Annotated in this window: 23 protein-coding genes; 17 read left to right on the top strand and 6 right to left on the bottom strand. The window is 64.3% G+C overall.

The features are described from left to right. Positions 1-47 precede the first annotated feature (47 nt). From BRA471DRAFT_RS27850 to BRA471DRAFT_RS27815, 8 genes are all read left to right on the top strand, one after another. Positions 48-2,633 (top strand): EAL domain-containing protein, encoded by a 2,586-nt coding sequence (locus BRA471DRAFT_RS27850; protein WP_007613419.1) that lies wholly within the window; start codon positions 48-50, stop codon positions 2,631-2,633. A 120-nt stretch (positions 2,634-2,753) separates the two neighbouring features. Then, positions 2,754-2,978, top strand: coding sequence for a hypothetical protein (locus tag BRA471DRAFT_RS38515; protein ID WP_157234102.1), 225 nt, complete (start codon positions 2,754-2,756; stop codon positions 2,976-2,978). Between the two features lie 422 nt (positions 2,979-3,400). Then, the gene (locus BRA471DRAFT_RS27840) at positions 3,401-3,592 is read left to right on the top strand and encodes a hypothetical protein (RefSeq protein WP_035974339.1); all 192 of its coding nucleotides are present in this window, start codon (positions 3,401-3,403) and stop codon (positions 3,590-3,592) included. Positions 3,593-3,616: 24 nt separating this feature from the next. After that, the gene (locus tag BRA471DRAFT_RS27835; protein ID WP_007613417.1) at positions 3,617-4,555 is read left to right on the top strand and encodes a class I mannose-6-phosphate isomerase; all 939 of its coding nucleotides are present in this window, start codon (positions 3,617-3,619) and stop codon (positions 4,553-4,555) included. A 14-nt stretch (positions 4,556-4,569) separates the two neighbouring features. Then, complete coding sequence (locus BRA471DRAFT_RS27830; RefSeq protein WP_007613415.1) at positions 4,570-6,846, top strand: glycosyltransferase family 4 protein; 2,277 nt, start codon at positions 4,570-4,572, stop codon at positions 6,844-6,846. Between the two features lie 44 nt (positions 6,847-6,890). Further along, the gene (locus BRA471DRAFT_RS27825) at positions 6,891-8,195 is read left to right on the top strand and encodes a glycoside hydrolase family 130 protein (protein WP_035975183.1); all 1,305 of its coding nucleotides are present in this window, start codon (positions 6,891-6,893) and stop codon (positions 8,193-8,195) included. A 188-nt stretch (positions 8,196-8,383) separates the two neighbouring features. After that, a complete protein-coding gene (locus tag BRA471DRAFT_RS27820) occupies positions 8,384-9,757 on the top strand; it encodes an HD-GYP domain-containing protein (RefSeq protein WP_007613408.1) in 1,374 nt (457 codons plus the stop codon). Positions 9,758-9,873: 116 nt separating this feature from the next. After that, positions 9,874-10,329 (top strand): hypothetical protein, encoded by a 456-nt coding sequence (locus BRA471DRAFT_RS27815; RefSeq protein WP_007613406.1) that lies wholly within the window; start codon positions 9,874-9,876, stop codon positions 10,327-10,329. Positions 10,330-10,404: 75 nt separating this feature from the next. On the opposite strand, the gene BRA471DRAFT_RS27810 is transcribed toward BRA471DRAFT_RS27815, so the two are convergent. The 4 genes from BRA471DRAFT_RS27810 to BRA471DRAFT_RS27795 form a co-directional block, all read right to left on the bottom strand. After that, positions 10,405-10,833, bottom strand: a complete 429-nt coding sequence (locus BRA471DRAFT_RS27810; protein ID WP_007613404.1) for a hypothetical protein — start codon at positions 10,831-10,833, stop codon at positions 10,405-10,407. A gap of 16 nt (positions 10,834-10,849) precedes the next feature. Next, on the bottom strand, positions 10,850-11,203 hold the full coding sequence (locus BRA471DRAFT_RS27805) for a hypothetical protein (RefSeq protein WP_007600942.1): 354 nt from the start codon (positions 11,201-11,203) through the stop codon (positions 10,850-10,852). Between the two features lie 62 nt (positions 11,204-11,265). Continuing rightward, entirely contained in the window at positions 11,266-11,802 is a 537-nt protein-coding gene (locus BRA471DRAFT_RS27800; protein ID WP_007613402.1) for a hypothetical protein, read from the bottom strand. A 192-nt stretch (positions 11,803-11,994) separates the two neighbouring features. After that, the gene (locus BRA471DRAFT_RS27795; protein ID WP_007613400.1) at positions 11,995-12,606 is read right to left on the bottom strand and encodes a TetR/AcrR family transcriptional regulator; all 612 of its coding nucleotides are present in this window, start codon (positions 12,604-12,606) and stop codon (positions 11,995-11,997) included. Between the two features lie 129 nt (positions 12,607-12,735). Between BRA471DRAFT_RS27795 and BRA471DRAFT_RS27790 the strand changes: the two genes are divergently transcribed. The 4 genes from BRA471DRAFT_RS27790 (at position 12,736) to BRA471DRAFT_RS27775 (ending at position 19,554) form a co-directional block, all read left to right on the top strand. Continuing rightward, entirely contained in the window at positions 12,736-13,965 is a 1,230-nt protein-coding gene (locus tag BRA471DRAFT_RS27790) for a cytochrome P450 (RefSeq protein ID WP_007613393.1), read from the top strand. A 140-nt stretch (positions 13,966-14,105) separates the two neighbouring features. After that, positions 14,106-17,735 carry an AsmA-like C-terminal region-containing protein gene (locus BRA471DRAFT_RS27785; protein WP_007613392.1) on the top strand — a complete coding sequence of 1,210 codons (3,630 nt, stop codon included), beginning with the start codon at positions 14,106-14,108 and terminating at the stop codon, positions 17,733-17,735. Positions 17,736-18,134: 399 nt separating this feature from the next. Beyond that, positions 18,135-19,253 (top strand): DUF2336 domain-containing protein, encoded by a 1,119-nt coding sequence (locus BRA471DRAFT_RS27780; protein WP_007613391.1) that lies wholly within the window; start codon positions 18,135-18,137, stop codon positions 19,251-19,253. A 58-nt stretch (positions 19,254-19,311) separates the two neighbouring features. Next, the gene (locus BRA471DRAFT_RS27775) at positions 19,312-19,554 is read left to right on the top strand and encodes a hypothetical protein (RefSeq protein ID WP_007613389.1); all 243 of its coding nucleotides are present in this window, start codon (positions 19,312-19,314) and stop codon (positions 19,552-19,554) included. Positions 19,555-19,598: 44 nt separating this feature from the next. Here the strand turns inward: BRA471DRAFT_RS27775 and BRA471DRAFT_RS27770 are convergent, their stop codons facing one another. After that, positions 19,599-20,498, bottom strand: coding sequence for a LysR family transcriptional regulator (locus BRA471DRAFT_RS27770; protein ID WP_007613388.1), 900 nt, complete (start codon positions 20,496-20,498; stop codon positions 19,599-19,601). A gap of 297 nt (positions 20,499-20,795) precedes the next feature. On the opposite strand from BRA471DRAFT_RS27770, the gene BRA471DRAFT_RS27765 reads away from it, so the two are divergent. Together BRA471DRAFT_RS27765 and BRA471DRAFT_RS27760 are read left to right on the top strand one after the other, a co-directional pair. Beyond that, a complete protein-coding gene (locus BRA471DRAFT_RS27765; protein WP_198287912.1) occupies positions 20,796-21,191 on the top strand; it encodes a cupin domain-containing protein in 396 nt (131 codons plus the stop codon). 61 nt (positions 21,192-21,252) lie between these two features. After that, complete coding sequence (locus BRA471DRAFT_RS27760; protein WP_007613386.1) at positions 21,253-22,434, top strand: MFS transporter; 1,182 nt, start codon at positions 21,253-21,255, stop codon at positions 22,432-22,434. Here BRA471DRAFT_RS27760 and BRA471DRAFT_RS27755 read toward each other — a convergent pair. Then, positions 22,416-22,913: a GNAT family N-acetyltransferase gene (locus tag BRA471DRAFT_RS27755; RefSeq protein ID WP_007613384.1), complete on the bottom strand. Its 498-nt coding sequence runs from the start codon at positions 22,911-22,913 to the stop codon at positions 22,416-22,418. The genes BRA471DRAFT_RS27760 and BRA471DRAFT_RS27755 overlap by 19 nt on opposite strands. 103 nt (positions 22,914-23,016) lie before the next feature. Between BRA471DRAFT_RS27755 and soxC the strand changes: the two genes are divergently transcribed. The 3 genes from soxC to BRA471DRAFT_RS27740 are packed head-to-tail and all read left to right on the top strand — an operon-like array spanning position 23,017 to position 25,364. Continuing rightward, a complete protein-coding gene (gene soxC / locus BRA471DRAFT_RS27750; protein WP_371258292.1) occupies positions 23,017-24,348 on the top strand; it encodes a sulfite dehydrogenase in 1,332 nt (443 codons plus the stop codon). Further along, on the top strand, positions 24,335-24,883 hold the full coding sequence (locus tag BRA471DRAFT_RS27745; RefSeq protein ID WP_007613380.1) for a c-type cytochrome: 549 nt from the start codon (positions 24,335-24,337) through the stop codon (positions 24,881-24,883). The genes soxC and BRA471DRAFT_RS27745 overlap by 14 nt, the downstream gene beginning before the upstream one ends. A gap of 10 nt (positions 24,884-24,893) precedes the next feature. Then, on the top strand, positions 24,894-25,364 hold the full coding sequence (locus tag BRA471DRAFT_RS27740; protein WP_007613379.1) for a DUF302 domain-containing protein: 471 nt from the start codon (positions 24,894-24,896) through the stop codon (positions 25,362-25,364). Positions 25,365-25,379 lie beyond the last annotated feature (15 nt).

Genomic DNA, 25,379 nt, shown 5'->3' with positions numbered 1-25,379 from the left:
GCGCTAGCCTCGGTTGCCATATCTTCCCGATGCCTCCGGGTCTAGCGATGTCCGCCTCCGATCGTGCCATGACAGAAACTCCGGAAGTGCTGTTGGCCGCGCTCGAACGCGCCGACGAGGGCATCGTCATCGTCGACAGCGCGCATCGCATCACGCATTTCAATGCCGGTGCAGAGCGGATCTGGAAACTCGCGCGCGCTGATGTGCTCGGCCGCGACGCCGAGATTCTCACCCTCAAATGCCTTCAGGCCGATCCGGTTGCAGAATTCCGTGACGAGATCAGCCTCGTGCGAAACGACGGCAGCCGCATCCGCGCGGCCATCTCGCTTTCATCCATTGCAAGTGAAGGCATTACCTACCGCATCGTGTTCGCGCGCGATGTCACCGCGGATGCCGAGCGCCGCGCCAGAATCGGGCTGCTCCACGCCGTCTCCGACCAGACCAACCGCGCGGTGCTCATCACCGACACCGAGCAGAACATCGTCTACGTCAATGCCGCCTTCACGACGCTGTTCGGCTACACCAGCGAAGAAGCCGAGGGCCGCCGTGCCAGGGGGCTGATCGCCGGCCGCCACACCGATCGCAAGGCCGTTGCGAAGCTCGTCAAGCGCCTGATGGATGGCGGCCACCGCGGCGAGGTCGAGATGCTCGCCTATGACAAGGACGGCGAGGAGATCTGGGTCTGCGCCCGCATCGATGCCTTCCGCGACAGGAAGGGCCAGGTCAAGCACATCTTCGCGCTGCTCGAGGACATCACCGAGACCAAGCAGCTGCACTCGCTGCAGCAGCTCATCATGGGCGCGCTCGCTGATGAGGTTCCGATCGGCGAGATCGCAGACCGGCTGTGCCGCCGTGTCGAGCAGATGGCGCCCGACGTCGTCTGTTCGCTGCTGCACGTCGACGCCGCGGGCCTGATCCATCCGCTGGGCGGCCCAAGCCTGCCCGAGGACTATTCCCGCGCACTGGAGGGCGTTGCCATCGGGCCCAATGTCGGCTCGTGCGGAACCGCGGCCTTCTACGGCGAGCCGGTGCTGGCGACCGATCTGGAGACCGACCCGCGCTGGCAGCCTTACAAGGCGATGCCGCTCGCGATGGGCCTGCGCGCATGCTGGTCGACGCCGGTCAAGGCCAAGGACGGACGGGTCATCGCCACCTTCGCCTTCTACTACCGGGAGCCGCGCGCGCCGAGCAATTGGCACCGCCGCATCGTCGAGGCCTGCGTCAATCTCGGCGCCTTCGCGATCGAGCGCAAGGAAGCGCGCGCCGAGATCGCGCGGCTCGCCTATCACGATATCCTCACCGGCCTGCCGAACCGCGCGCAATTGCGGCGCCTCATCACCACCGCCATCGATGCCTGCCCGACCGGCAGCCACGTCGCGCTGGCCTTCCTCGACGTCGATCATTTCAAGGACGTCAACGACACGCTCGGTCATGCCGCCGGCGACGAACTCCTGATCCAGCTCGCGCAGCGCCTGCGCGAGCAGATCGGACCCGAGGACATGCTGGGGCGGCTCGGCGGCGACGAATTCGTGATCCTGCTGCCGCGGCGCAACGCCGAGGGTGCCGAGCGCGTCGCGGCCGGAATCACCGAAGCGCTGGCGGCGCCGCTGCGGCTCGGCTCCAGGCAGCTGCAAATGTCGGCGAGCATCGGCGTCAGCCTCTATCCCGATCATGCGACCGACATCGACACCCTGATGCAGCAGGCGGACGCGGCCATGTACATGGCCAAGCAGGCGGGACGCTCGACCCATCGCCTGTTCAGCGCCGAGATGAACGGGCTCACCGAGCAGCGGCTGGCCTTGATCGCGGCGCTGCGCCGCGCCATCGCCGAGGGCGCGCTGACCCTCCGCTACCAGCCGCAGATCCGCAGCTGCGACGGCGCGATCCATGGCGTCGAGGCGCTGGCGCGCTGGCATGATGCCGAGCTCGGCGACGTCTCGCCGGCAAAATTCATCCCGCTCGCCGAAGAGTGCGGCCTGATCGAGCAGATCGGCCTGTGGTCGGTGCGCGAGGCCTGCCGGCAGATGGCGAGCTGGCGCCGCGCCGGGCTCGACATTCCATCCGTGTCGGTGAACCTGTCGCCGATCAATTTCCGCAACGTCACGCTGGCCGCGCGGCTCAAGGACATCCTCGCCGAATACGAACTGCCGGCGGACGCGCTGATGCTCGAGATCACCGAGGGCGCGTTCATGCAGGACAGCGTCGCCGCGCTCGAGACGATGAACGCAATCCGGGAGCTCGGCGTCGGGCTTTCCGTGGACGATTTCGGCACCGGCTATTCCAGCCTCAGCCGGCTCGCCCATCTGCCGATCCGCGAGCTCAAGATCGACCGCAGCTTCATGCGTGACATCGAGCGTGACGCTGGCGCGCTCGCGATTGCCACCGCCGTGGTGCGGGTCGGGCAGGGCCTCGGCATGACCGTCGTCGGCGAAGGCGTCGAGACCGAGGCGCAGCGCAAGGTGCTGGCCGAACTCGGCTGCGACGTTGTGCAAGGCTTCCTCTACGCGCCCGCGCTCGCGCCCGTAGCGTTCGAACGCTGGCTGATCGAGCACTGCGCCGAGCAGGCGCAGGCGATGCTGGCTCGTCTCGACATTGCACCGGCCGGCGCAACCGCGGTGAAGCGGTCGGCGTAGGGCGTCCACTCTCAGTAGCCGCCACCGCAGCAACGACCGACTCGCCATCGAAATCAACGAAACGCGTTACTTCGATCGTGCCTGGGTCGATTTTGGTCGGCATTGACGCGGCAATGCATAGTGAACGGTCAGCAGACTTTCGTTCCTGTCATCGAAAATCAAATGATCGGTCAAGGCCATTTCCGCGCGCATAGCATTGCAGCAGAAGATCATCCATCGATTGAAAATGGGCAGCTGGCTCATGGACCGGTAAAGTTCGCCACACTCGATGGTCAGGTTCTGGCGGCCTTGCGCATTCGCCAATTCGAGCCGGGATCGAATCTCTTGCCGGAAACGATCCGTTGAAACCATGCGACATCCGATTGCCGAAAACCCTTCTGAGAGGGGGATCAGCCGGCCAGTATTGAAATCGAGCGATGAGCCCCGTCAACTCAGACGTCAGGCCGTGTGACCATAGAGTAACGCCAACACAAAGATACAGCTAATAAAGCCGATCTGGTTGATGCGCTCGTCTCGCTATTGGGCGACGGCGTTCCTATATACCGATATCGCCGCCCGCCCTTGGCAGTTATCGGTGACTGAGAGCATTGCGCTCCCGCCTCAACCACGCAGGCGGTCGGATGTCCGATATCTCAAAATGCCAATCTCCTGGACTGATTGGTATCTCCGGCGCCGGTGCGGGTCACTGCGTCGCCCTTCATGCATCGGAATCCATTTTCAATTGATCTGCAGCAGCGATCTCGCACGCAGATCGTCAGGAGGTTTACGTGGCAAACACAGCAACGATCCGAAATTCGAACGGGCTTCCGGCCACATTCACGGGATCGAAGACCGGGCAGGACGACGCTCCGTTTGTCTTCGTCAAAGTCGGCGATGAAGAGCGCCGCATGCGAAGGGCCGAATGGGATGCGCTTCCGCCCTGGACCGGCCCGCGCCCGGCACGAACGGTCAACGACTGATCGCACTGCCTTTGGGAGGCCCGCTTGACGATCGAACATGCCATCGTGCGAACCAAGCCGAAGCCCTGGGGCAGTCTCGATCTGCGGCCCTGGAGCCTGGCGTCGACGAGCGACGGCCCGATCGGGGAATTGTGGTTCGAGCGTCCGGGCCTTGCTGCGCCGAAGACGGCGTTGCTGCTCAAAATGCTCTTCACCACCGAGCCGCTGTCGATTCAAGTTCATCCGGATGATGCGTTCGCGCGCTCGATCGGGCTTGCCAACGGCAAGACCGAAGCCTGGTACATCGTCTCCGCGATCCTCGGTGCCAGGGTCGCGGTGGGGCTGAACCATCCGCGCTCCGCCGCCGAGTTGCGAACCGCGATCACCGATGGCTCGATCGCCGATATCGTGGATTGGCAGCCGGTTCATCCAGGCGACGTCATCTTCATTCCTGCTGGAACCGTCCATGCGATCGGCGCTGGCATCGTGCTCGTCGAAATCCAGCAGCACAGCGACGCCACGTTCCGGCTGTTCGACTATGGACGCGAGCGCCAACTGCACATCGACAATGCCGTCGCGGTGGCGACGGCGGGCCCACGCGGGATCCAAATGCCTTCCAAGCGCCTGAGCGCCGCGCGAACGGTCCTGACGGTCAATTCCTATTTTGCGCTGGAGCAAACTGACCTCGCTCCAGGCTCCGTTTGGATGCTCGACGCACCGAAAGAGACCTGGCTGCTGGCGATCGAAGGCCACGCCCAACTCGGTTCGACCAGGCTGGCGCCGGGGGAGGCGTTCTTCCTGGAAGCCGACCATGCGGAAATCGAGGTCGGTGCGAACGGGTTGAAGGCGCTGCTGGCCTATCCCGGCCCGAAGATAAACCCTGCTGCGTTGATAAAGCGCAGCGCCACCAGCGCCAGTCGCGTACCGCACGCCTTTCCCAGCCCCCTGGTCCCGTCTCCCTTCGAGACCGCCGCGCTCAAATAATCGGAGACGCCAAATTGGCTGCCGTAAATCGTATCGCATTCATCGGCAATTCGCTTCCCCGCCGCTGCGGCATTGCGACCTTCACCACCGACTTGCAGAGCGCCATTGCGGCGTCCCGGGGTGATCTGGAGACCGTCATCGTGGCGATGACGGATCACGGCCAAGTCTACGATTATCCTGCCACCGTGGGCCTGGAGATCAACGACAACCGGCAAGATGATTATGCCCGCGCGGCCGCCTATCTGAACGCCGGCGGCTTCGAGGCGGTTTCGCTGCAGCACGAATTCGGCATTTTCGGCGGCGAAGCCGGAGGCCACATCATGGCGCTCTTGTCGCGCCTGACCATACCAATCGTGACAACCTTGCATACAGTCCTGTCCGAGCCGACAGAGGCTCAGCGCGATGTCATCGCGCGCATCGTCGAGTGCTCGTCCAAGGTCGTCGTGATGGCTGAAAAGGGTCGGGAGTTGTTGCGCTCCGTCTATCACGTGGCTGACGAGAAGATCGAAATCATCCCGCACGGTATCCCGGAGTTTGCGTTCGTCGAACCCGACGCGGCCAAGGCTGCGCTCGGATTCAGCAACAAGTCGGTCATCCTGACCTTCGGATTGCTGTCGCCGAACAAGGGTATCGAAGTCATGATCGATGCGATGCCTTCGATTCTGAAGACCCGACCCGACGCCGTTTACGTCGTGCTCGGTGCGACGCATCCCAACCTCGTGCGAGACAGGGGTGAAGCCTATCGGGAGGCCCTGATGGCGCATGCGCGCCAAGCTGGCGTCGAGGATCACGTCGTATTCCTCGATCAGTTCGTCGACAAGAAAACGCTGCTCGAGTTCATCTCGATGTCCGACGTCTACGTGACGCCGTACCTCAGTGAGGCCCAGATGACATCGGGCACGCTGGCCTATAGTTTCGGCCTCGGTAAAGCCGTGGTTTCCACCCCGTATTGGCATGCCCGTGAACTATTGGCCGATGGCCGCGGCATCCTGGTTCCGTTTGGCGATGCGGCCGCGCTCGGCGTCGAAATCGCCAAGTTGCTCACCAACGACGTGCTTCGGCAGGCGATGCGCAAGCGCGCCTATTCGAGCAGCCGCGCGATGACGTGGGAAAGAACCGCCGAACGCTATATGTCGGTCTTCGAGAACGCCGGCCGACGGCATCGGCTCAAGACCATTGCGCGCACGGATACTGGTACGCTGCTGCGCGACAGCCGCGCCCCGCCGGAAATGCAGCTCGGTCATTTCCTGTCGATGTGTGACGACACGGGATTGTTTCAGCATGCCGTTCATAGCGTGCCGGATCGTGCCCACGGCTATTGCGTCGACGACAACGCCCGGGCGCTGCTCGTGGCCTGTGCGCTCAACAATCCGGGCGAAGAGCGGCTGCCGGAAGTCCTGACGGCGCGATTTGCCGCCTTTGTCCAGCACGCCTGGAATCCGGATACACGACGATTTCGCAATTTCATGGGCTTCAACCGCTGCTGGTTGGAGGACAGGGGGTCGGAGGATAGCCACGGACGCACGCTCTGGGCCTTGGGCGTGTGCGCGCTGACCGATGCCAGCCCGTCGCGGCGCTCATGGGCCGCGGCGCTGTTTTCCGAAGCGATGGCGACAGTGGAAAGCTTTCGTTCGCCCCGTGCGTGGGCGTTCGTATTGCTGGGCCTCGATGCTTACTGCTCGGCGGTCCCGGACGATGTCCAGGCGACCCGCCTGCGTGCCGTGCTTGCCGATCGGTTGGTCTTGATCTTCGACACCGTGGCCACCGGCGATTGGGTCTGGTTCGAGGACGGCTTGGCCTACGATAACGCCCGCTTGCCCCAGGCGCTGATCATGACCGGCCTGGCGAGCAAGACATCGCGTTATGTCAATATCGGTCTGGAGTCGTTGCGCTGGCTTGTGGAGCGCCAAACCTCAGCAAAAGGCCAATTCCGCCCGATCGGCACAGCGGGATTTGGCGATCGACGCCAGCCGTCGCAAGCCTTCGACCAGCAGCCGCTGGAGGCCGCGGCGACCATCGCGGCATGCCTCGCTGCGTGGCGGGCCGATCACGATGTCGAGTGGAAAGCCGAAGCCGCGCGGGTCTTTGCGTGGTTTCTAGGCAGCAACGATCTGTCGGCCTCGCTGGTCGATCTGGAAACCGGAAGCTGCCGGGATGGCCTGCACCCCGACCGTCCCAATGAGAATCGGGGAGGGGAATCCGTGGTGTCGTATTTGCTTGGTCTTTCCGAGATTCGGCAAATTGCCCGCCTCAGCGAAAGCCGGGCCAAACCTGCTCCTCTCGTCGCTTGACGGAGCAGGACTACGATTTCATCCTTCAACCCATCGAGGCCGTTTTGTCGCAATCTCCCTTCCTCAAACGCCAAGCCCTTCAGCTGCGGCCTGATCCGACCCGTGTCATCGTCCGGCCCTTCAAGCCGGCAACAGAGCCGCGCGACCTCAATCCGACGGACAAGACCCGCGCCAACCATATCGTCGAACGGGTCCTCGCGCTCGATCCCGAGACCGCTGGACGGCAATTGGCCGACGTTCTGGAGAACTTCCTCGGCCGTCACCGCAATCTGTTGCGGACCTTCGAGGCACGCGCCGCGGAAATGGAAGAGGCGCTGGCCGACCATGCTGTCTTCACGCAGGTGCAGCGCCAACTCGCGGGCGCCTATTTTCTCAACGAATATTCGTTTGAGGCCTCGGCATTGTTCAATCCGAGTATCGTGCCACATCCCGATCAATCCGGAACGCCGGAAGGCAGCCTCCGCTTCGTCCTGAGTCTGCGTGCGGTCGGCGAGGGTCATGTGTCTTCGCTGACATTTCGCTCGGGGCTTATTGCGGAAGACGGGACCGTGACCATCGACCCGACGGTGCGTCTGGCATCCAGCCCCGATCTCGTCAGGCTGACATCGGGCGCCGGCGGCGACGAGATTGCTGTTACTTTCGCGGCCGGCCAGGATCTGAGCGAGCGGGTGATTTTTCCGATCACCGAAGCGCAGTCGAACGGGATCGAGGATGCCCGCTTTGTGCAATTCAGCAACGCCGGCGAGACGATCTACTACGCGACCTACACTGCCTATAGCGGACGGGCGATCCGGTCGGAGCTGATCGAGACGTCCGATTTTGTATCGTTCCGGCTGTCGACCCTGAAGGGCAATGCCGCGCGCAACAAGGGCATGGCGTTATTCCCGCGCAAGATCGGGGGCAGATATGCGATGATCGCGCGCCAGGATAACGAGAACCTCTATCTGATCTTTTCCGACGATCTGCATACGTGGGATGGGGGCCAGCCGATTCTGAAGCCGCGATACCCCTGGGAGTTCGTGCAGATCGGCAATTGCGGATCTCCGATCGAGCTCGATGAGGGGTGGCTACTGCTGACGCACGGTGTCGGCCCTGTGCGGAAATATTCGATCGGGGCTGCGCTGCTGGACAAGAAGGACCCTTCGAAGGTGCTCGGTCGCCTGCGCGAGCCACTATTGCGCCCGGACCCTTCCGAACGCGAAGGATATGTTCCCAACGTCGTCTATACCTGCGGCGCGATGCGCCACCGCGACAAGATCATCTTCCCCTATGCGGTCTCCGACACCTTCTGCAATTTCGCGACCATCGAGATCGCGTCCTTGGTCGCGGCCATGGACAGTAGCGCATAGGACCTGCGCTGACCGTTCGCGACATCCATCCGGTGAGATGAAAAAAGCGTGAAGCGGTCGGCGTAGGGGGCGACTTTCGAATGGATCACCCCCAAACAAACCTCTTGTTAATCCTCTGGTGATCAGTTGATCGGCTGGTGATGTGATCCGCGTCTTCACAGGCCGAACCAGCCCCGGAGCCCCCGTCGATGGACCCCATCCTGCACGCCCCCAAGCCGCTCGATCGGATCACGCTTTCTGAACTGCTGGGTGCGCTGAGCCACGCACTCGATCTCTCCGAGGGGCAGCCGGCCGGACATTGCGTGCGATGCAGCCGCATCGGCGTCTTGATCGGCAGGGAGATCGGCCTCGACGAGGACGAGATCGTCGAACTTTACTACGCGCTGTTGCTGAAGGATCTCGGCTGCAGCAGCAACGCTGCGCGCATCTGCGAGCTGTATCTGACCGATGATCTCTCCTTCAAGCAGGACTTCAAGCTCATTGACGGCAGCCTGCCGCAGGCGCTGCGCTTCGTGCTGGGCCATACCGGGCTGAAAGCGGGCCTGGCCGAACGGTTTCGCGCCATCGTCAACATCTTCCAGAACGGCGGCGAGATCGCTCGCGAACTGATCGAGACGCGCTGCCATCGCGGCGCCGACATCGCCCGCAAAATGCGCTTCTCCGAGCCGGTCGCGGAGGGCATCAAAAACCTCGATGAGCATTGGGATGGCGGCGGCAAGCCGCTCGGCCTTCGCGGCGCGGCCGTCCCGATTTATTCCCGCCTCGCGTTGTTGGCCCAGGTGGTCGATGTGTTCTACATCGCGAACGGTCCCGAAGCCGCCCTTCGTGAGGCCCGGAATCGAGCCGGCACCTGGTTCGATCCAGAGCTGGTCGCCGCTTTTGAGCGCATCGCGGCGCAGCCTGGATTCTGGGACATGCTTGGCACTGAGGGTGGGTCCGAGACTGTTCCTCTGCTGCCGCAGCAAGCGAGCGTCCCGGTGGATGAGGACTATCTGGATGATATCGCGGCGGCCTTCGCCCAGGTGGTCGATTCCAAAAGTCCCTACACCAGCGGCCACAGCGAGCGCGTCACGCTGTTTACCGACATGATCGCGGAGCAGCTGGAGTTCACTGCCGAGCGGCGACGCTGGCTCAAGCGTGCCGCGCTGTTGCACGACATCGGCAAGCTCGGCGTCAGCAACGCAATCCTCGACAAGCCGGGTAAGCTTGACGACCACGAATGGGAGATCATGCGCAAGCATTCCGCGCATTCGGAAGCGATCCTGTCGCGCATCGGCGCGTTTGGCGATCTCGCTCCGATCGCCGGGGCGCATCACGAGCGGCTGGACGGCAAAGGCTATCCCCGCGGGCTCGCGGGAGACCAGATCTGCCTGGACACCCGAATCATCACGACCGCGGATATCTTCGATGCGCTGACCGCGGACCGGCCGTATCGGGCTGCGATGCCGGTGACGAAAGCTCTTGCGATCATGTCGGAGATGATCGGCACCCAAATCGACGCGGACTGCTTTGCGGCTCTTCGCCGGGCTCTTGGACGCGTGGACGAGACGCTCGCGGCTTGAGAGGGTCCGTCGTCATCCGGCTTGCAACGTCCGGCGCAACGCGCGTTCATGCCGCGGAAAGGAACGTCCGGCGTTTCCCCACGTTGTCGGCCCACCAGCGCAAACCGGGCCATACGATGAAAAAGATTGCCACCATCCTTGTGATGCTCTGTAGCTTGCCGGCTGCTGCCGGTGCGGAGAGCTGGAGCGGCTATCGTATTCCCGAGACCGGGACCAGCGTCGACATTCCCTCGTCGATCTTCACCGAGCAAGCCGGCCAGCCCGACGGCTATGGCATGCAGTACCGGACCAGCGACGGCCGCGCGGATTTGACGGTGCAGGCCGTTCCCAACGACGGCAGCTCACCGGCCGCTTTCCTGGCGCGGAAGAATCCGCCATCGGGGATCACGTATAAGCGCATCACGCCGCGTTTCTTCGTGGTCTCCAGCACCCGGGGCGGCAAGATCTGGTACGACCGCTGCAACTTTGGCCGTCGCTACGTGCATTGCGTGCTGATCAACTATCCCGCCGCCGAAAAGCGGCAGTGGGATGCGCTCGTGACCCGCGTCAGCCGCACGCTCAGCGGCGGTTGATCCGTTCACTAAGAAAAACCTGCTCACAAAGAAAAACTGCCCGCAAATCGCGGGCAGCAGTCTCGTGAGGATGGTTCAGCGCAAATTGGTCGATGTCGTCGACATGGTCGGCTTGGAGCCCGGCACGTGCGACATGGTCTTGGTGGTGGACCCGACCTCCTCGCCCGCCTTCACTTTCGTGCGGGTGTGGGAGCGGCTGAACGTGCCACCCTCGTGCGCCTGCGCGCGCGCATTGGAATTGAGCACCGGACCGTTGCCCTTGTTCATGCTTGTGCCGGACTGCGCCTTGCCGTTGGCGGACGCGGCGCTGCCGCCGGCTGCGATGGACGAGCCGGTCTGTCCGGAGCCCGACGTCGACGTGCCGCCGGTGCCGAGCGTGCTGGCCGAGGTGCCGCCGGCCGCAGCCGAGCCGCCGGTGCCGCCGGTCACGCTGGTTTGCGCCGACAACGGCGAGGCGGCGGCGAGCAGGAGTGCGAGCGACGAGGTCGCGATCAACATTCTCATCTGTGAAATCCTTTTGCTATGGCGACGATGTCGAGATGGTGCAGCCGTTGACCGTGACGGTGCTCGCGCTGGTCGAACCCGGGCCGCCGGCCGTCGAGGATGAGCTCGACACGTTGCCGCCGCCGGCCTGGACGTGCACCGACGATCCGCCGGCCGAGCTCGAGCTCGACAGCGAGCCGCTCGATGAGGTCGAGCCGGTTGTGCCGGAACCCGATGACCCCAGCGCGGTAATGCTGCCGTCGGGATGTTTTTCCACCGTGACCCGGCAGGTCTCGCCGGACGCGGTCTTGCCGGTTTTCTGCATGGTTTCCCCCACGGCGGCGCTGCTCATCAAAGTCAAAACTGCGATCGCAACGATTGATCTGTTCATGCCAGTCCTCCTCAGGAAGGACGAAGGAGCGGCATTGCTGCCGCTCCGCCGGCCGGGATGTGTCAGTCCTTGTCCTTCTTCATCTCGTCCTTGTGGTGGCCTTTGCCCTTGTCCATGCCCATGTCGCTGGCATGTCCCGCGGAGGAGCCGGCCGCTCCCACGGTCGAGCCGCTCTTGCCGCCGCCGGCCGAGGAGCCGCCGGTGCCGAGCGTCGATGCCGAGTTGGAGCCGGAGCCCGCCGCAGAGCCGCCGGTGCCGACGCTGGACGAGCTCTTGCCGCCACCCGCCGACGAACCGCCAGTGCCGAGCGTCGAGGCTGAGCCTGAGCCGCTGCCGGAGCCCGCAGCAGAGCCGCCGGTGCCGATCGACGAGCTGCTGGTGCCGCCGCCGGCCGACGAGCCGCCGGTGCCAAGCGTCGATGCCGAGCCCGAGCCGCTGCCCGAACCTGCCGATGAACCACCCGTGCCGATCGTCGAGTTGCTGGTGCCACCGCCGGCTGACGAGCCGCCAGTGCCGACCGTCGAGCTCGACTGCGCCATCGCGAGCGCCGTACCGGCCAGCAGCGCAGCTGCGGCCGCAGATAATTTCAGAATCCTCATCGCTGTCTCCTCCAAAGATCAAATTGCCAAAACAGGCTCGGGATAAAGTGGTAAGCCGCACAAACGTTCCTTGGATGGGTGCGACGAAGTGGAAAATGCGCGCGCATGATCCTGGCCAGGTTCCAGCCGCGAAGCGCAGCGAACGTGTCGAGCGGGAACAGCGAAGCTCGGCGATCCGAAGGAAAACAAACGCTAGTCCGACGCCAATCCCGTCCTGCGCCGCAGATCCGTGATCGCGCGCAAAAAGCTGTCGGCCGGCGTCGTCTCCGGATCGATCAGGCGGTGCAGGCGAAAGCCGTCTTCCAATGCCAGCACGACGGAGGCCATCCATGGCGGGTTCAGCGTGTCGCCCTTCGCGTTGCTCTTCAGCGTGGCCTCGACGATGTCGGCGACCAGCTTGCGCCGCGCGCGCAGGCGTTTTGCAAGCTCCGGCCGGCGCTTCTCGGCACGCGCGACGAAGAGGATCATCTCCATGTGCAGCAGCGGCGAGCGGCCGAGCGGGTCCTGCCGGGTGCGATCCATCGTCTTCAGCGCCGCGATGAAGTCGTCGAGATTGCCGTGCTGCGCGAGGATGTCCATGTTGCGCCGGATCGACTGCGCGACATGGTCCTCGAGCATGGCGATGATCAGCTCGTCCTTGCTCTTGAAGTTGGAATAGAACGCGCCGCGGCTGAATCCGGCCGCCGCCGCGATCGCCTCGATGCTGGCGCCGCCGATGCCGTCCTCCTCGAACACGCGCGCCGCCGCCTCGAACAGCTTGTCGCGCGTGTCGTCCCTGGTCGGTCTGGTTCTCACCCTTGACATCGGAGCAGGTTAGGGCAGAATGCAACTCGATACAACAATGTATCGAGTTGATAATTCGGGGATGGTTACGCTGCGCAAGAGGGGCTGCCCGGCGTATGCGATTCATGCGGCAACCGATATGAGGTCACCATGAACGAGCACGTGCAGGGCGCCGGCGGTCCGCTGTTCAATCCGCTGTCGCCGGACTTCATCCGCGATCCCTATCCGCATTATGACCGGCTCCGCGCGATCTTTCCGATCCACGTGACGCCGTTCGGCCAGTTCGTCACGAGCCGCCATGCCGATGTCAGCCTCGTGATGCGCGACAAGCGTTTCGGCAAGGATTTCGTCGAGCGTTCCAAGCGCCGCTATAGCGAGAAGATCATGGAGGAGCCGGTCTTCCGCAGCATGAGCCACTGGATGCTGCAGGCCGATCCGCCCGACCACACCCGCCTGCGCGGCCTCGTCGTGAAGGCCTTCACCGCCCGCCGCGTCGAGGACATGCGGCCGCGGATCCAGGAGATCGTCGACCAGACCATCGATGCCGTGATCGATCGCGGCCACATGGACCTGATCGAGGATTTCGCCTTTCGCCTGCCTGTCACCATCATCTGCGACATGCTCGGCATCCCCGAGGACCATCGCGAGACTTTCTATAACAGTTCGCGCGACGGCGGACGGCTGCTCGACCCCGTGCCGCTCTCGCCGGAGGAGATCGCCAAGGGCAACGCCGGCAACATGATGGCGCAGATGTATTTTCAGCAGCTGTTCGAGCTGCGTCGCAAAAATCCCGGCGATGATCTCATCACCCAGCTGGTGCAGGCCGAGGAAGACGGCAACAAGCTCACCAACGAGGAACTGACCGCCAACATCATCCTGTTGTTCGGCGCCGGCCACGAGACCACGGTCAATCTGATCGGCAACGGCCTGCTGGCGCTGCATCGCAATCCGGACCAGCTCGCGCTGTTGAAGGCACGGCCGGAGCTGATGGTGGGAGCGATCGAGGAATTTCTGCGCTACGATTCCTCGGTGCAGATGACCGGGCGGGTCGCGCTGGAGGATATCGACGATCTCGGCGGCGCGAAGATCCCGAAGGGCGAGACCGTGCTCTGCCTGCTGGGCTCGGCCAACCGCGACCCCGCGGTCTATCCTGACCGCCCCGACCGGCTCGACGTCACCCGCCAGAACGTGAGGCCGCTGTCGTTCGGTGGCGGCATCCATTTCTGCCTGGGGGCCCAATTGGCCCGGCTCGAGGCCGAGATCGCCATCGCCACGCTGTTGCGGCGGCTGCCCGATCTGCGCATCGACGACGTCGAAAACCCGGAATGGCGGCCGACCTTCGTGCTGCGCGGCCTGAAGCGGCTGCCCGCGAGCTGGTGATAGGTCACCGGCGTTAACCTCCGCGCGCAACAGTCGCTGTGACTTCGCCACACTTCCCCCTATATAAGGGGCTGTTCCGGTACGTCTGAGGCCCTGCGGCTCAGGCAAGGCCCGCATCCGGTTTGGCCGAGGGGAGACCCGTGCAGACGACGCTGCTCGGATTGGCGATTGCCTTTATCTTAGCGCTGCTGGCCGCTCTGATCGGTCCTTACTTCGTCGACTGGAACCAGTTCAGGCCCCAGTTCGAAGCGGAGGCCGGCAGGATCATCGGCGTGCCGGTGCGGGTGGCGGGCGAGCTCGACGCGCGGCTGTTGCCGGCGCCGACGCTGCGGCTGCGCGGGGTCACCTTCGGCGGCAACAACGATCTCGGGCGCCTGCGCGCCGACAAGCTCGACGTCGAATTCAGCCTGAGCTCGCTGATGCGCGGCGAATGGCGCGCCACCGAGCTTTCGGTCAACGGCATGGCGGTCGATCTCGGCCTCGACGCGCGCGGGCGGGTCGATCTGCCGTCCACCGCGAGCGGCAGCTTCAATCTGGCATCGCTGGCGATCGAGCGGCTGAACCTCACCGGCCGCATCGCCCTGCATGATGCCGCCAGTCGTTCGACACTGGAGCTCAACGACATCGCCTTCTCCGGCGACGTGCGCTCGCTGGCCGGCTCGGTCCGGGGCGACGGCAGTTTCACCGCCACTGGCGTCCGCTATCCGTTCCGCGTCTCCTCCGGCCCGAGCGCCGACGGCAACGCCACCCGCCTCCACCTCAACATCGATCCCGGCGAGCGCGCCATCCTGGCCGATCTCGAGGGCGTGCTTGCCTTCGACAACCGCCTGCCGAAATTCGAAGGCGCGCTGACGCTCGCGGTGCCGGCGCCGAAGAAGCCGGGCGAGGCGGGGCCGATGCCCTGGAAGCTCACCACGAAACTGAAGGCCGATCCGGCCGGCGCCAAGTTCGAGCAGGTCGACGCCAGCTTCGGGCCCGAAGACTCCGCGCTGAAGCTCGGCGGCGTCGGCGATATCAGGTTCGGCGCTTCGCCGCTGCTGCGCGCGGTGCTGTCGGCGCGCCAGGTCGATGCCGACAAGCTGACGGCCAAGAACGATGCCGAGCCGCAGCGCATCCTTCCGGCGCTTCGTGCGGGCCTCGCCGCAATCCCGCAGGCGCCGATCCCGGCGCAGATCGAGTTCAACTCCGACCAGATCATGCTCGGCGGGCGTCCTCTCCAGAACATTACGGCCGAGCTTGCGACCGACGGACGATCCTGGACCTTCCAGCGGCTCGAGCTGCGCGCGCCAGGCCAGACGCAGCTCTCGCTCAACGGCGCGACACCCGGCGCCGACAGCTTCAGCGGCCGTCTCAGCGTCGATTCCTCCGATCCCGATACGCTGGTGGCGTGGCTCCAGGGCCGCAACGAGGTCAACCGCCGCAGCACGCGGCCGCTGCGCCTTGCCGGTGACGTGACCATCGCCGCCAACCATTTCGCCATCGACAGGCTGAAGGCCGAGATCGAGGGCGGCGCGGTCGAAGGCCGCATCGCTTTCGTCCAGACCGGCGCGAGCAAGGGCTCGCGAATCGACGCGGAGCTCAGGGCTGACCGCCTCGACCTCGATGCCGCCGCAAGTTTTGCGCGCGCGCTTTCGGGGCCGCAGGGCGAATGGCCGGAGGAAGCGAAGCTTTCGCTCGATATCGGCCGCGCGATCTCGGCCGGGCAGGAGCTGCGGCCGTTCACCGCAAAACTCGGCTACGGCCCGGCGTCGCTCTCGCTGGAGCAGTTGCGGTTCGGCCAGGCCAGCGGCGTGACCACGGAAGCGAGCGGCAGCTTCGACCGCGCCAAGGCCACGGGCAAGTTCGCGCTGAAATCCTCCGCCAATTCGCTGCGCGATCTCACCGCACTGCTCGAGCCGTTTGCGCCATCGGTACGCGCGCGCTTCGACGCCATCCCGTCGCTGCCAGGTGCGACCCGCCTGAAGCTCGATCTCAGTCTCGACAAGAACGCCGAGCACGCCGATCGCAACGACGCGCGCGCGATGATCGAGCTCGACGCGCCGCAGCTTAAGGCCACCGCGACGCTGGCCGCGCAGACGCCGGTGGCCGCGGTCAACGGCATCGACATCGACCGTTTGCGCAACAGCGACTTCACGCTGGATTCGAAAGTCTCGACACCGCAGGCCAGTTCACTGCTGGCGTTGCTCGGGCTCGATCGCGTGGTGGCCGCAGGCGAGGGCGCTTCGCAGTTCGAAGGCCACTTGAGCGGCGCGTGGCGCCATCCGCTGCAATTGAATGCAAAGCTCAGCGGCGGCGGATTGGACGCGGACGCACAAGGCAACGTCGAATTGTCGGAGCCGAAAGGCAGCGTGAATTTGCGCGTGCGCCATGCCAATCTGGCCCCGCTGTTCGGGACCAGCCCGGCCGATAAATCGGTGCAGAGCGTCAATCTGTCCTCGCGCGTCGCCCTCTCCGGCAACCGCCTGACCTTCAACGATCTCGACAGCACTCTGGCCGGATCGCATTTACGGGGTCATCTGGCGGTGACGCTCGATCAGGAGAAAACCGTCGACGGCGAAGTCGGCCTCGATACGCTCGACCTCGTGCCGGCGCTCGCGATGGCTATCGGCGCGGCCGGACACGATGCCAATGAGTCGCTGAGTGCCGGCCTTCTCGGCGGCTGGCGCGGCCGCGTCGCCTTCCAGACATTGCACGGCACCTTGCCCGGCGGCATCGAGCTGCGCCCCTTCGGCGGTACGCTCCGCAGCGACGGTCAGTCGCTCGCGCTCGACGCAATGAAGGGCGGCCTCGGCGGCGGCGAGATGTCGGCGAGCCTCGATGCGCGCAATGGCGCCAATGGTCTGACGTTGAACGCGCGTATCGAGCTCGGCAATGTCGACGCGGCGGCGCTGCGCTACCGCGACCTCGCGCTGCCGAAGGGACGAGCCTCGGCGCAGATGGCGCTGACCAGCCAGGGCCGCAGCGTTGCTGCGCTCACCGGCGCGCTCGCCGGCAACGGCACGGTGACGCTCGAATCCGCTGAAATCTCCGGCCTCAATCCGCGCGCCTTCGAGATCGCCATCCGCGCCAGCGACGGCGGACAGGTTGCCGACGACAACCGGCTGCGGCAGCTGGTCGAGCCCGCGCTGTCGGCGGGTCCGATTGCAGTGGCCTCGGCGCAGATCCCGTTCACGATCCGCGACGGGCGCCTGCGCGTCGGCGCAACGTCGTTGGAGGCGAAGAACGCGCGTGCCATCGTCTCCGGCGGCTACGACATCCCCGCCGACCAGGCCGACATCCGCGCCAGCCTGACGCCGATCATGACCGGGCTCTCCGGCGCGCCGCCGGAGATCCAGCTATTCGCGGCCGGTCCCCCCGACAGGCTCAACCGCACCGTCGATCTCGGGCCGCTGTCGTCGTGGCTCGCGGTGCGCACGATCGATCGCGAGACGCGCCGGCTGGACGCCATCGAGCGCGGCGAGCCGCCGCCGGCGACCGCCGCGCTGCCGACCCTGGTGTCGCCCGACCCGGCGCCGGAGCCGTCGCTGCAGGATGTGCCGATGCCCGGCCGCGATCCGCGCCGTGCGCCGCCGCCGAAGCCCAAGGCCGATATCAGGGTCGCGCCGACACCCAAGGCGCCGCAGGCAGCTCCCGCGGCCCCAAGCCCGCCGCTTGCAAGCACGCAGATCGCGCCGCTGCCCCCGCCGATCGACGTCAGGCCGGCCCCGGGCCCGCCCCCCGCAAAGCCCAAGCCAAAGCCGCCGCTGGTGCTGACGCCGCAGAATCCGTGATTGGTCTGGAGGTCGGGCCGCTGGCCTTCTTAACCTCTCCCGCCTGCGGGCAGGGCTATTGCATATGACGTCTTGGCGGCGCCTGACCGAGCGCCTCGTCCTTCGAGACGACCGCTTCGCGGTCTCCTCAGGATGAGGCTTAGCTGAATCGGTCTCCGTTGAAATGCTGCCGCATACTCATTCCTCATCCTGAGGGCCCGCCGTAGGCGGGCGTCTCGAAGGATGGCTGCAGCTTCACCGGTAAACTCATTCCCTCGCATTTTAACGAATTTTGCTCGGCAAAACTGATCTGCCGACTTTACCGGATTCTTGCGTTTGTTCCCTAGTCTCTGTTCCCAGAGGAACTCGGCGTCCTGCCGGCACAAGCAGGATGGCTAGCCAAGAACTGGGGGCATCGGGATGAACGGCGCGACAACACTTCTGCAGGATCTGGACGACGCGATCGCACGCGGCACCGACGAAAGCCGGACCAAGGCGTTGTGGCACGCGACCGACATTCTGATCACCGGCCGCTACAGCGACGACGAGATCAGCACGTTCGGCGAGGTCATCGGCCGGCTCGCCGACGAGATCGAAGTTGCCGCGCGGGTGCAACTCTCCGAGGTGATGGCAGCCTGCGATCACGCTCCGCTCAATGTCATTGCGCAACTCGCGAGCGCCGACGAGATCGAGGTCGCCGGTCCCGTGCTGCGCGACTCCAATCGTCTCGACGAGAAGCTGCTGGTCGAGAGCGCCATGACCAAGAGCCAGTTGCATCTGCTCGCGATCGCCCAGCGCAAGTCGATCGGCGAGGCCGTCACCGACGTGCTGGTCAAGCGCGGCGACCAGGAGGTCGTGACGTCGGTTGCCCGGAACGAGGGCGCGCGCTTCTCCGGCTCGGGCCTGCTCCACATGGTTCGCCGTGCCGAGGGTGACTCGATTCTTGCCGAGCAGCTTGGGCTGCGCAAGGACGTGCCGCGCCACATCTTCCAGCAGCTGATCTCGAAGGCGTCGGAGGACGTCCGCCGCCGGCTCGAGCACGAGCGCCCCGAGATGATGGCGCAGATCCAGAGCTCGGTCAGCGACGTCACCGGCGACCTGCACTCCAAGTTCGGCCCGTCCTCGCGCAGCTATTTCGTCGCCAAGCGCGTGGTGACGACGCAGTACCGGCAGGGCAACCTCAACCAGGACTCGATCTCGAACTATGCGCGCCAGCACCGGTTCGACGAGGTGCAGATCGGCCTGTCGCTGTTGTCGTCGCTGCCGGTCGACGTGATCGAGCGTGCGATGATGGATCGCAATCGCGAGATGATCCTGGTGCTGTGCAAGGCGCTCGATTTCTCCTGGGACACCACGATGTCGCTGCTGTTCCTCGGCGCCAAGGATCATCTGATCACGGCGCGCGAGCTCCACGACAACGAACGCGATTTCGGCAAGCTCAAGATCGAGACGTCGCGCAGCGTCTTGAAGTTCTACCAGTCGCGCAAGACCGGCTCCGATCCCGTCACGGGTCGTCAGCCCGAGCTGCAGGTGCACTGAGCGGTACACCGAACAGGTACACCGAGCATCATCCGGGAATTGGCAGGGAGTATTTGCAATGTTGCCTCAATTCGGCACCGCCGTTCGCAAGAAGAACCTCAACAAGGCCGCAGCCGGCGAGATCGGCGGCGGAGCAGCGGACCAGGCCTCGGTCGATGCCGCCTGGCTCGTGCTGGAAGCCGCCAACGACCTCGGTGACCACGCTGCGATCGAAGCCTGCCGCCGCGTCATCGACGCCGAGCTGAACGGCACGACGGCCGGCAGCGCGGACGTCGATCTCGTGCTGGGCTATTTCAGGTAGCAGTCGTACCCGGTCGAAGATTGTCAGGCGCAATGAGCGGCAATCTACTTGCCGCGATATCGAAGAGCCTCGACGAGCAGCGAGAATGCCGGTGAAGGTTGGCGCCGACTGGGATAGTAAAGGTGATAACCCGAGAACGGCGGACACCAGTCCGACAGCACCCTGATCAGCCGGCCCTGTGAGATGTATGGCTGCACGTGCCCCTCGGTGAGGTAGGCAAGTCCGAAACCTTTGAGCGCGCCCTCCAGAAGAAGCCCTGCGCTATTGAACACAAGCTGTCCTTCCACGCGCACGTTGAGCTCTCGCCCGTTCTTCTCGAACTCCCACGCGTACAGGCTGCCGCCGTGGGTCGGAAGGCGCAGGTTCAGGCAATTGTGGCCCGTTAGATCCTGAGGCATCCTGGGCCGCTTGCGTTCGGCGAAGTAGGACGGCGATCCCACGACCGCCATTCGCAGATCAGGGCTGACGCGCACGGCGATCATGTCCTTGGCGACGAGCTCGCCCGGACGAATGCCCGCATCGACCTGCTGCGCCACGATGTTGGTGAGCCCGTAATCGATGATCACCTCGACGTGGATGTCTGCATATTGGGGAAGAATCTTCCCCAGCGCCGGCAGCAGGATTTCGGCGGCGGCATACTCCGTTGCCGTTAAACGCACGGTTCCAGCGGGCTTTTCCCGAAGCTCACTCAGCGCAGCGAGATCAGCATCCATCTCGGTGAATTTGGGCCCGACGCTCAGGAACAGCCGTTCTCCGGCTTGAGTTGGCGTGACGCTTCGGGTCGTTCGATTGAGAAGACGGACGCCGAGCCGTTCCTCCAATTTTCGGATGATCTGGCTCAGCGCCGATTGCGTCATACCAAGCTTGGCTGCGGCACGTGTGAAGTTGCGCTCCCTCGCCACAGCGAGGAAGGCCAGGATATCGCTGGCGTCGTCCCGGTTCATTGATAAGCCTGTCTTATGACTGCATTCAGATTTTATCACCTAATCGGGCGGAGGCGGAAGCCTTAGTTGCCCATCAGCATCGGGCGGCGGCCTGTGGCGGGACAAAAAGCGGCTGCAGTGGAAAGAACAACAATGCCCTCGTCGAGAAGCCCTCTCTCGATCGGCGATCAGCGGAGGCATGCGGTGACGACCCGCAGAGGCGTCCTCATTGGGGGGAGCGCAATCGCCATCGCCATCATCGAAGTTCAAAGGGCGCCGGCGCTCGCGTCCGAAGCACTGAAGGAGACTGCAATGGACATCGACATCAAGAGAAACGGGTCCCGTCCTTCCCAGAAGGGGCCCGAAGACTGGTTCACCGGGACGGTGCGTATCGACCCACTGTTCGCGGCTCCCGAGCCGGCACGCGTCAGCGGCGCTCAGGTCACTTTTGAACCCGGCGCACGCACGGCTTGGCACACGCATCCGCTCGGGCAGACGCTGATCGTCACGGCAGGGCTCGGCTGGGCGCAGCGGGACGGCGGGCCCGTCCAGGAAATCCGGCCCGGCGATGTCATCTGGTTTCCTCCGGGGTTGAAGCACTGGCACGGCGCGTCGGCCACCACAGCCATGACGCACATCGCCATCCAGGAATCGCAGGACGGACGAGCGGTCGATTGGATGGAGAAGGTCGGCGACGAGCAGTACCGAATGTGAAGACGCTTCATGCGCCGTATCGAACCCAGGCGAGCGCGCCCAGCCGATCGGAAGAGGTTTCATGAGCGTACAATTCGCAGCAAGAAATGAGACGCTGTCGCGCAGTCCGGCTTGGAGTGCGGTCTTTGCGCTGACCCTATGCGTCGGGACATTGATTGCGTCCGAGTTCATGCCGGTCAGCCTGCTGACACCCATCGGGACCGATCTCCAAATGACCGAAGGGCAGGCGGGCCAGGCCATCGCGGTCTCCGGGCTCTTTGCCGTCTTCACGAGCCTTGCGATAGCCTCGGTGACAAGGGGCATCGATCGACGCAGCCTTCTGCTGGGCCTCACCTCGCTGATGATCGTCTCGGGGCTGATGGTGGCGCTGGCGCCGAACGCGCTGGTGTTTATGGTAGGGCGCGCGCTGATCGGGGTCGTCATCGGCGGGTTCTGGTCGATGTCGGCGGCTACGGTCATGCGTCTAGTGCCTGAACAGCAGGTCGCGCCTGCCCTCAGCCTGCTCAACGGGGGCAATGCGCTGGCGACCACCATCGCCGCGCCGCTCGGGAGCTACCTCGGTCAGTTCATCGGCTGGCGTGGCGCCTTCTTCTGTGTCGTCCCGCTCGCGATCGTCACTCTGGTCTGGCAATACGCCACATTGCCCTCGATGCCTTCCGAGCGCGGTGCCGCGTGGAACGCACTCGGATTGCTTCGCCGGCGGGCGGTTAGCATTGGGATGCTTTCGGTCGCTCTCCTGTTCATGGGCCAGTTCGCGCTTTTCACCTATTTGCGCCCATTTCTGGAGACCGTGACGCGCGTAGACGTCTCGACCCTCTCGGCCATCCTGCTCGTGGTCGGCGTCGCGGGCCTGCTCGGGACCTACCTCATCAGCTTCCTTCTGAGAGGGGGCCTGTACGGTCTTCTGATTGGGATGCCGCTTGCGATGGCCGCCCTTGCCCTTGGCTTGATCGCCTTCGGAGGCTCAACCGTTGTTGTCACTGTGCTGCTGGCCGGTTGGGGCCTCATCGGCACCGCCGCACCAGTCGCTTGGTGGACCTGGATGAGCAAGACGCTGCCTGAGGATGCGGAGGCGGGCGGCGGATTGATAGTCGCGGTGATCCAATTGGCGATAACGGCGGGCGCCTCGCTTGGAGGGGTCTTGTATGACAGCAGTGGATACCGGAGCGCCTTCATTGCCGCCGCCGTCGTGCTCTGCGGCTCCGGGCTTCTCGCTTTTGGTGGCTATCGCCGAATTCGGTAGATCACGACGTCTTCGCCGTGACGGATCGTGCTTTTCTCAAGGAGATAGTTGGACTTCTCCAGAACGCGACGCGATGCGCCATTGCCGACATAGACCAGGCCGATGAGGGACGGCAGCTGGTGGTGCAACAGTCCGATATCCGTCAGTGCGGTCGCGGTCTCGCTTGCAAGGCCACGGCCCCAGACTTCGCGCTTGAACGCGTAGGCAATCTCGATCTCGTCGGTATCGTCCACCAGGATGTGCCGGATGCCCGCTCGCCCGGCGAATGCCCCGCATTTCGTTCGCAGCACCCACAGTCCGAAGCCATGCTGGTCCCAATGCGCCATGTTGGTGTCGAGATAGGTCTTCGTCCTCTCCGCCGGGCGCACGCCGCCGAGATATCGGGACACCTCGGCATCGAGATGCAAGGCGACGAGGTCGGCGAGATGATTTTCGTTCAGCCTCTCGGCAGTCAGGTTCTCGGTGCTGAAATGATCCATGGACCCGGATAGCGACTTTCGGAGCAGGGCAAGATGACGCGTCTTCGCCGCTCCTCATGATTTCTAACACATCCTAACGAGCAATTGCAGCGGCATCCGGTAAATGTCCCGATGGAAAAGAGGCCGGCATTTCCAAATATGCACGATTGTCGACGGAGATCGTATGACGTCCAAAACGGAAATCAAATCACCGCAACGGCCCGCGAGCGTCTCGCGCCGCGGTTTTGTGGGAGGCCTGTCGGCCGGCGTTCTGGGGGCGGTTGCGACCGAAGCAGCGGCCGCGCAAACGCTGGCCGAAATCCCTGATCGCGGGCCCGGCGCCGATCTCGGTGCGCACAGCGAACGATCGCGCTTCGTCAAGATCGATCGCATTCCCGAGGCAGGACCAGGCAAGCGCAACGTCGACTCCGGTGATGCCATCAACTCCAAGACGCCGCATCAGAAGTTGGTGGGCAACATCACGCCGACCGATCTGCACTACGAGCGCAGCCATTCCGGGGTGCCGGACATCGATCCCGCGCAGCACCGTCTGCTCATCCACGGCCTGGTTCAGAAGACGCTGGTGTTCAGCGTCGACGATCTCAAGCGGATGCCCTCCGTAACGCGCGTGGTCTTCATCGAATGCACGGGAAACGGATGGGAAAACTGGAAGAAGGCAGACCCTGATCTGACGGTGCAGAATACGCACGGCCTCGTCAGCACCAATGAGTGGACCGGCGTTCCGCTGAAGTTCCTGATTGGTCTTGCGGGCAAGGAGAATAACTCAAACTGGATGCTCGCGGAGGGAGGCGACGGCGCGGGCGTTGACCGCAGCATTCCGCTGACCGACGAAATCGTGAACGAGGCCTTTGTCGCCTACGGTCAGAACGGCGAACCACTACGCCCTGCGCACGGTTTTCCAATGCGGCTGGTGATGCCGGGCTTCGAGGGCAACCTCAACATCAAATGGCTGCGCCGTCTCAAGTTCGGCACGGAGCCCTGGATGACCCGCTGGGAAACTGCGCGCTACACGCAACTGCTTGCCAACGGCAAGGCCCGCCAATTCCAGCTGAGGATGGAAACCAACTCCGTCATCACGCATCCCTCGGGCACGATGCAGATCCAGCCCGGCTACAACATTATCTCCGGTCTCGCCTGGAGCGGCCATGGCAAGATCGCCAAGGTCGAGATATCGACCGACGGCGCGAAAATCTGGAAACAGGCGCAGCTGAATCAGCCGGTGCTGTCCAAGGCACAGGTTCGATTCCAGATGGACTGGGTCTGGGATGGCAAGCCGACACGGATCGTGAGCCGCTCGACCGACGAGCAAGGCAATGTTCAGCCGGACCGGCAGTCCTTCATCGCCGCGATGGGGAGCAATGCGTTGTTTCACTACAGCGCCCAGCAGACCTGGAGCATCGACGAAGCCGGGAGGGTCCATAATGTCCTCGCATGACAATCGGCTTGTCGCAGCGGCTCTCACGCTTGGCCTGCTCGCGGCGCCCGCATTTGCATTTGATTTCGGCCGTCCCGCGACTCCGGAGGAGATCAGGCTCTGGGACGTCGACGTCGCACCCGATGGCAAGGGTCTGCCTGTCGGCGGCGGCACGGTCGCGCAGGGTAAGCAGGTCTTCGCCGACAATTGCGCGGCCTGTCATGGCGACAACGGCCAGGGCGGGATCAAGGATCGCCTGGCCGGCGGGCAGGGCACACTCGCCTCCGGCGCGCCGGTCAAGACCGTGGGCAGCTTCTGGCCCTATGCGACGACCTTGTACGACTACATTCACCGCGCGATGCCATATCCCACACCGGGCTCGCTCAGTACCGACGACACCTATGCCGTCACCGCCTACATCCTGAGTCTGAACGGCATCGTTCCCCCCGACGGCAAGGTCGACAAGGACAGCTTGCCGAAGATCAAGATGCCCAACCGCGACGGCTTCATTCCGGAGCCGGAATTCGATCCGGCAAAACTGTTCCGCAGGAAATGAGCGTGTGATCATGAGGGTTTCGGCGCTGGTCAAGATCCTCGCTTTGGTTGCTGCGACATGTTTATGGGAGACCCAGGCAATGGCCGTCGACGGACTCATCACGATGAGGAGCAATTTCGGGCCTGAAGAGACGATGAAGCGGCTGGAAGCGGAAGTGACGGCCAAGGGCCTCACAATATTCGCCCATGTCGATCATGCCGCGGGCGCCGCCGCTGCCGGCCTGCCGTTGCGCCCGACCAATCTTATCATCTTCGGGAACGCCAAGGGTGGTACGCCATTGATGCAGCAGGCGCAGACCAGCGGCATCGATCTGCCGCTGAAGGCGCTGGTCTGGCAGGACGAACAAGGCGCGACATTGTTGTCCTACAACGATCCGGCGTATCTCGCCGGGCGTCACGGCATCGGCGAGCCGGTCAAGGCCGCAATTGTCGCCATGACGGCGGCCCTGCACGCGATCGCGACCAAGGTCACCGCACCCTAGCGCAGTGGGACGGCC

The organism is Bradyrhizobium sp. WSM471 (genome assembly GCF_000244915.1).
Lineage (GTDB): Bacteria > Pseudomonadota > Alphaproteobacteria > Rhizobiales > Xanthobacteraceae > Bradyrhizobium.
The sequence above is the reverse complement of the archived record's forward strand: the minus strand, read 5'-3'. Positions and strand labels throughout refer to the sequence as shown.

What these genes read in the sequence shown, in the direction of transcription:
- BRA471DRAFT_RS27850 (WP_007613419.1), top strand. Translation starts at nt 48, where the DNA reads ATGTCCGCCTCCGATCGTGCCATGACAGAAACTCCGGAAGTGCTGTTG.
- BRA471DRAFT_RS27820 (WP_007613408.1), top strand. Translation starts at nt 8,384, where the DNA reads ATGGACCCCATCCTGCACGCCCCCAAGCCGCTCGATCGGATCACGCTT.
- BRA471DRAFT_RS27815 (WP_007613406.1), top strand. Translation starts at nt 9,874, where the DNA reads ATGAAAAAGATTGCCACCATCCTTGTGATGCTCTGTAGCTTGCCGGCT.
- BRA471DRAFT_RS27810 (WP_007613404.1), bottom strand. Translation starts at nt 10,833, where the DNA reads ATGAGAATGTTGATCGCGACCTCGTCGCTCGCACTCCTGCTCGCCGCC.
- BRA471DRAFT_RS27805 (WP_007600942.1), bottom strand. Translation starts at nt 11,203, where the DNA reads ATGAACAGATCAATCGTTGCGATCGCAGTTTTGACTTTGATGAGCAGC.
- BRA471DRAFT_RS27800 (WP_007613402.1), bottom strand. Translation starts at nt 11,802, where the DNA reads ATGAGGATTCTGAAATTATCTGCGGCCGCAGCTGCGCTGCTGGCCGGT.
- BRA471DRAFT_RS27795 (WP_007613400.1), bottom strand. Translation starts at nt 12,606, where the DNA reads ATGTCAAGGGTGAGAACCAGACCGACCAGGGACGACACGCGCGACAAG.
- BRA471DRAFT_RS27790 (WP_007613393.1), top strand. Translation starts at nt 12,736, where the DNA reads ATGAACGAGCACGTGCAGGGCGCCGGCGGTCCGCTGTTCAATCCGCTG.
- BRA471DRAFT_RS27780 (WP_007613391.1), top strand. Translation starts at nt 18,135, where the DNA reads ATGAACGGCGCGACAACACTTCTGCAGGATCTGGACGACGCGATCGCA.
- BRA471DRAFT_RS27775 (WP_007613389.1), top strand. Translation starts at nt 19,312, where the DNA reads ATGTTGCCTCAATTCGGCACCGCCGTTCGCAAGAAGAACCTCAACAAG.
- BRA471DRAFT_RS27770 (WP_007613388.1), bottom strand. Translation starts at nt 20,498, where the DNA reads ATGAACCGGGACGACGCCAGCGATATCCTGGCCTTCCTCGCTGTGGCG.
- BRA471DRAFT_RS27760 (WP_007613386.1), top strand. Translation starts at nt 21,253, where the DNA reads ATGAGCGTACAATTCGCAGCAAGAAATGAGACGCTGTCGCGCAGTCCG.
- BRA471DRAFT_RS27755 (WP_007613384.1), bottom strand. Translation starts at nt 22,913, where the DNA reads ATGGATCATTTCAGCACCGAGAACCTGACTGCCGAGAGGCTGAACGAA.
- soxC (WP_371258292.1), top strand. Translation starts at nt 23,017, where the DNA reads ATGTCCCGATGGAAAAGAGGCCGGCATTTCCAAATATGCACGATTGTC.
- BRA471DRAFT_RS27745 (WP_007613380.1), top strand. Translation starts at nt 24,335, where the DNA reads ATGTCCTCGCATGACAATCGGCTTGTCGCAGCGGCTCTCACGCTTGGC.
- BRA471DRAFT_RS27740 (WP_007613379.1), top strand. Translation starts at nt 24,894, where the DNA reads ATGAGGGTTTCGGCGCTGGTCAAGATCCTCGCTTTGGTTGCTGCGACA.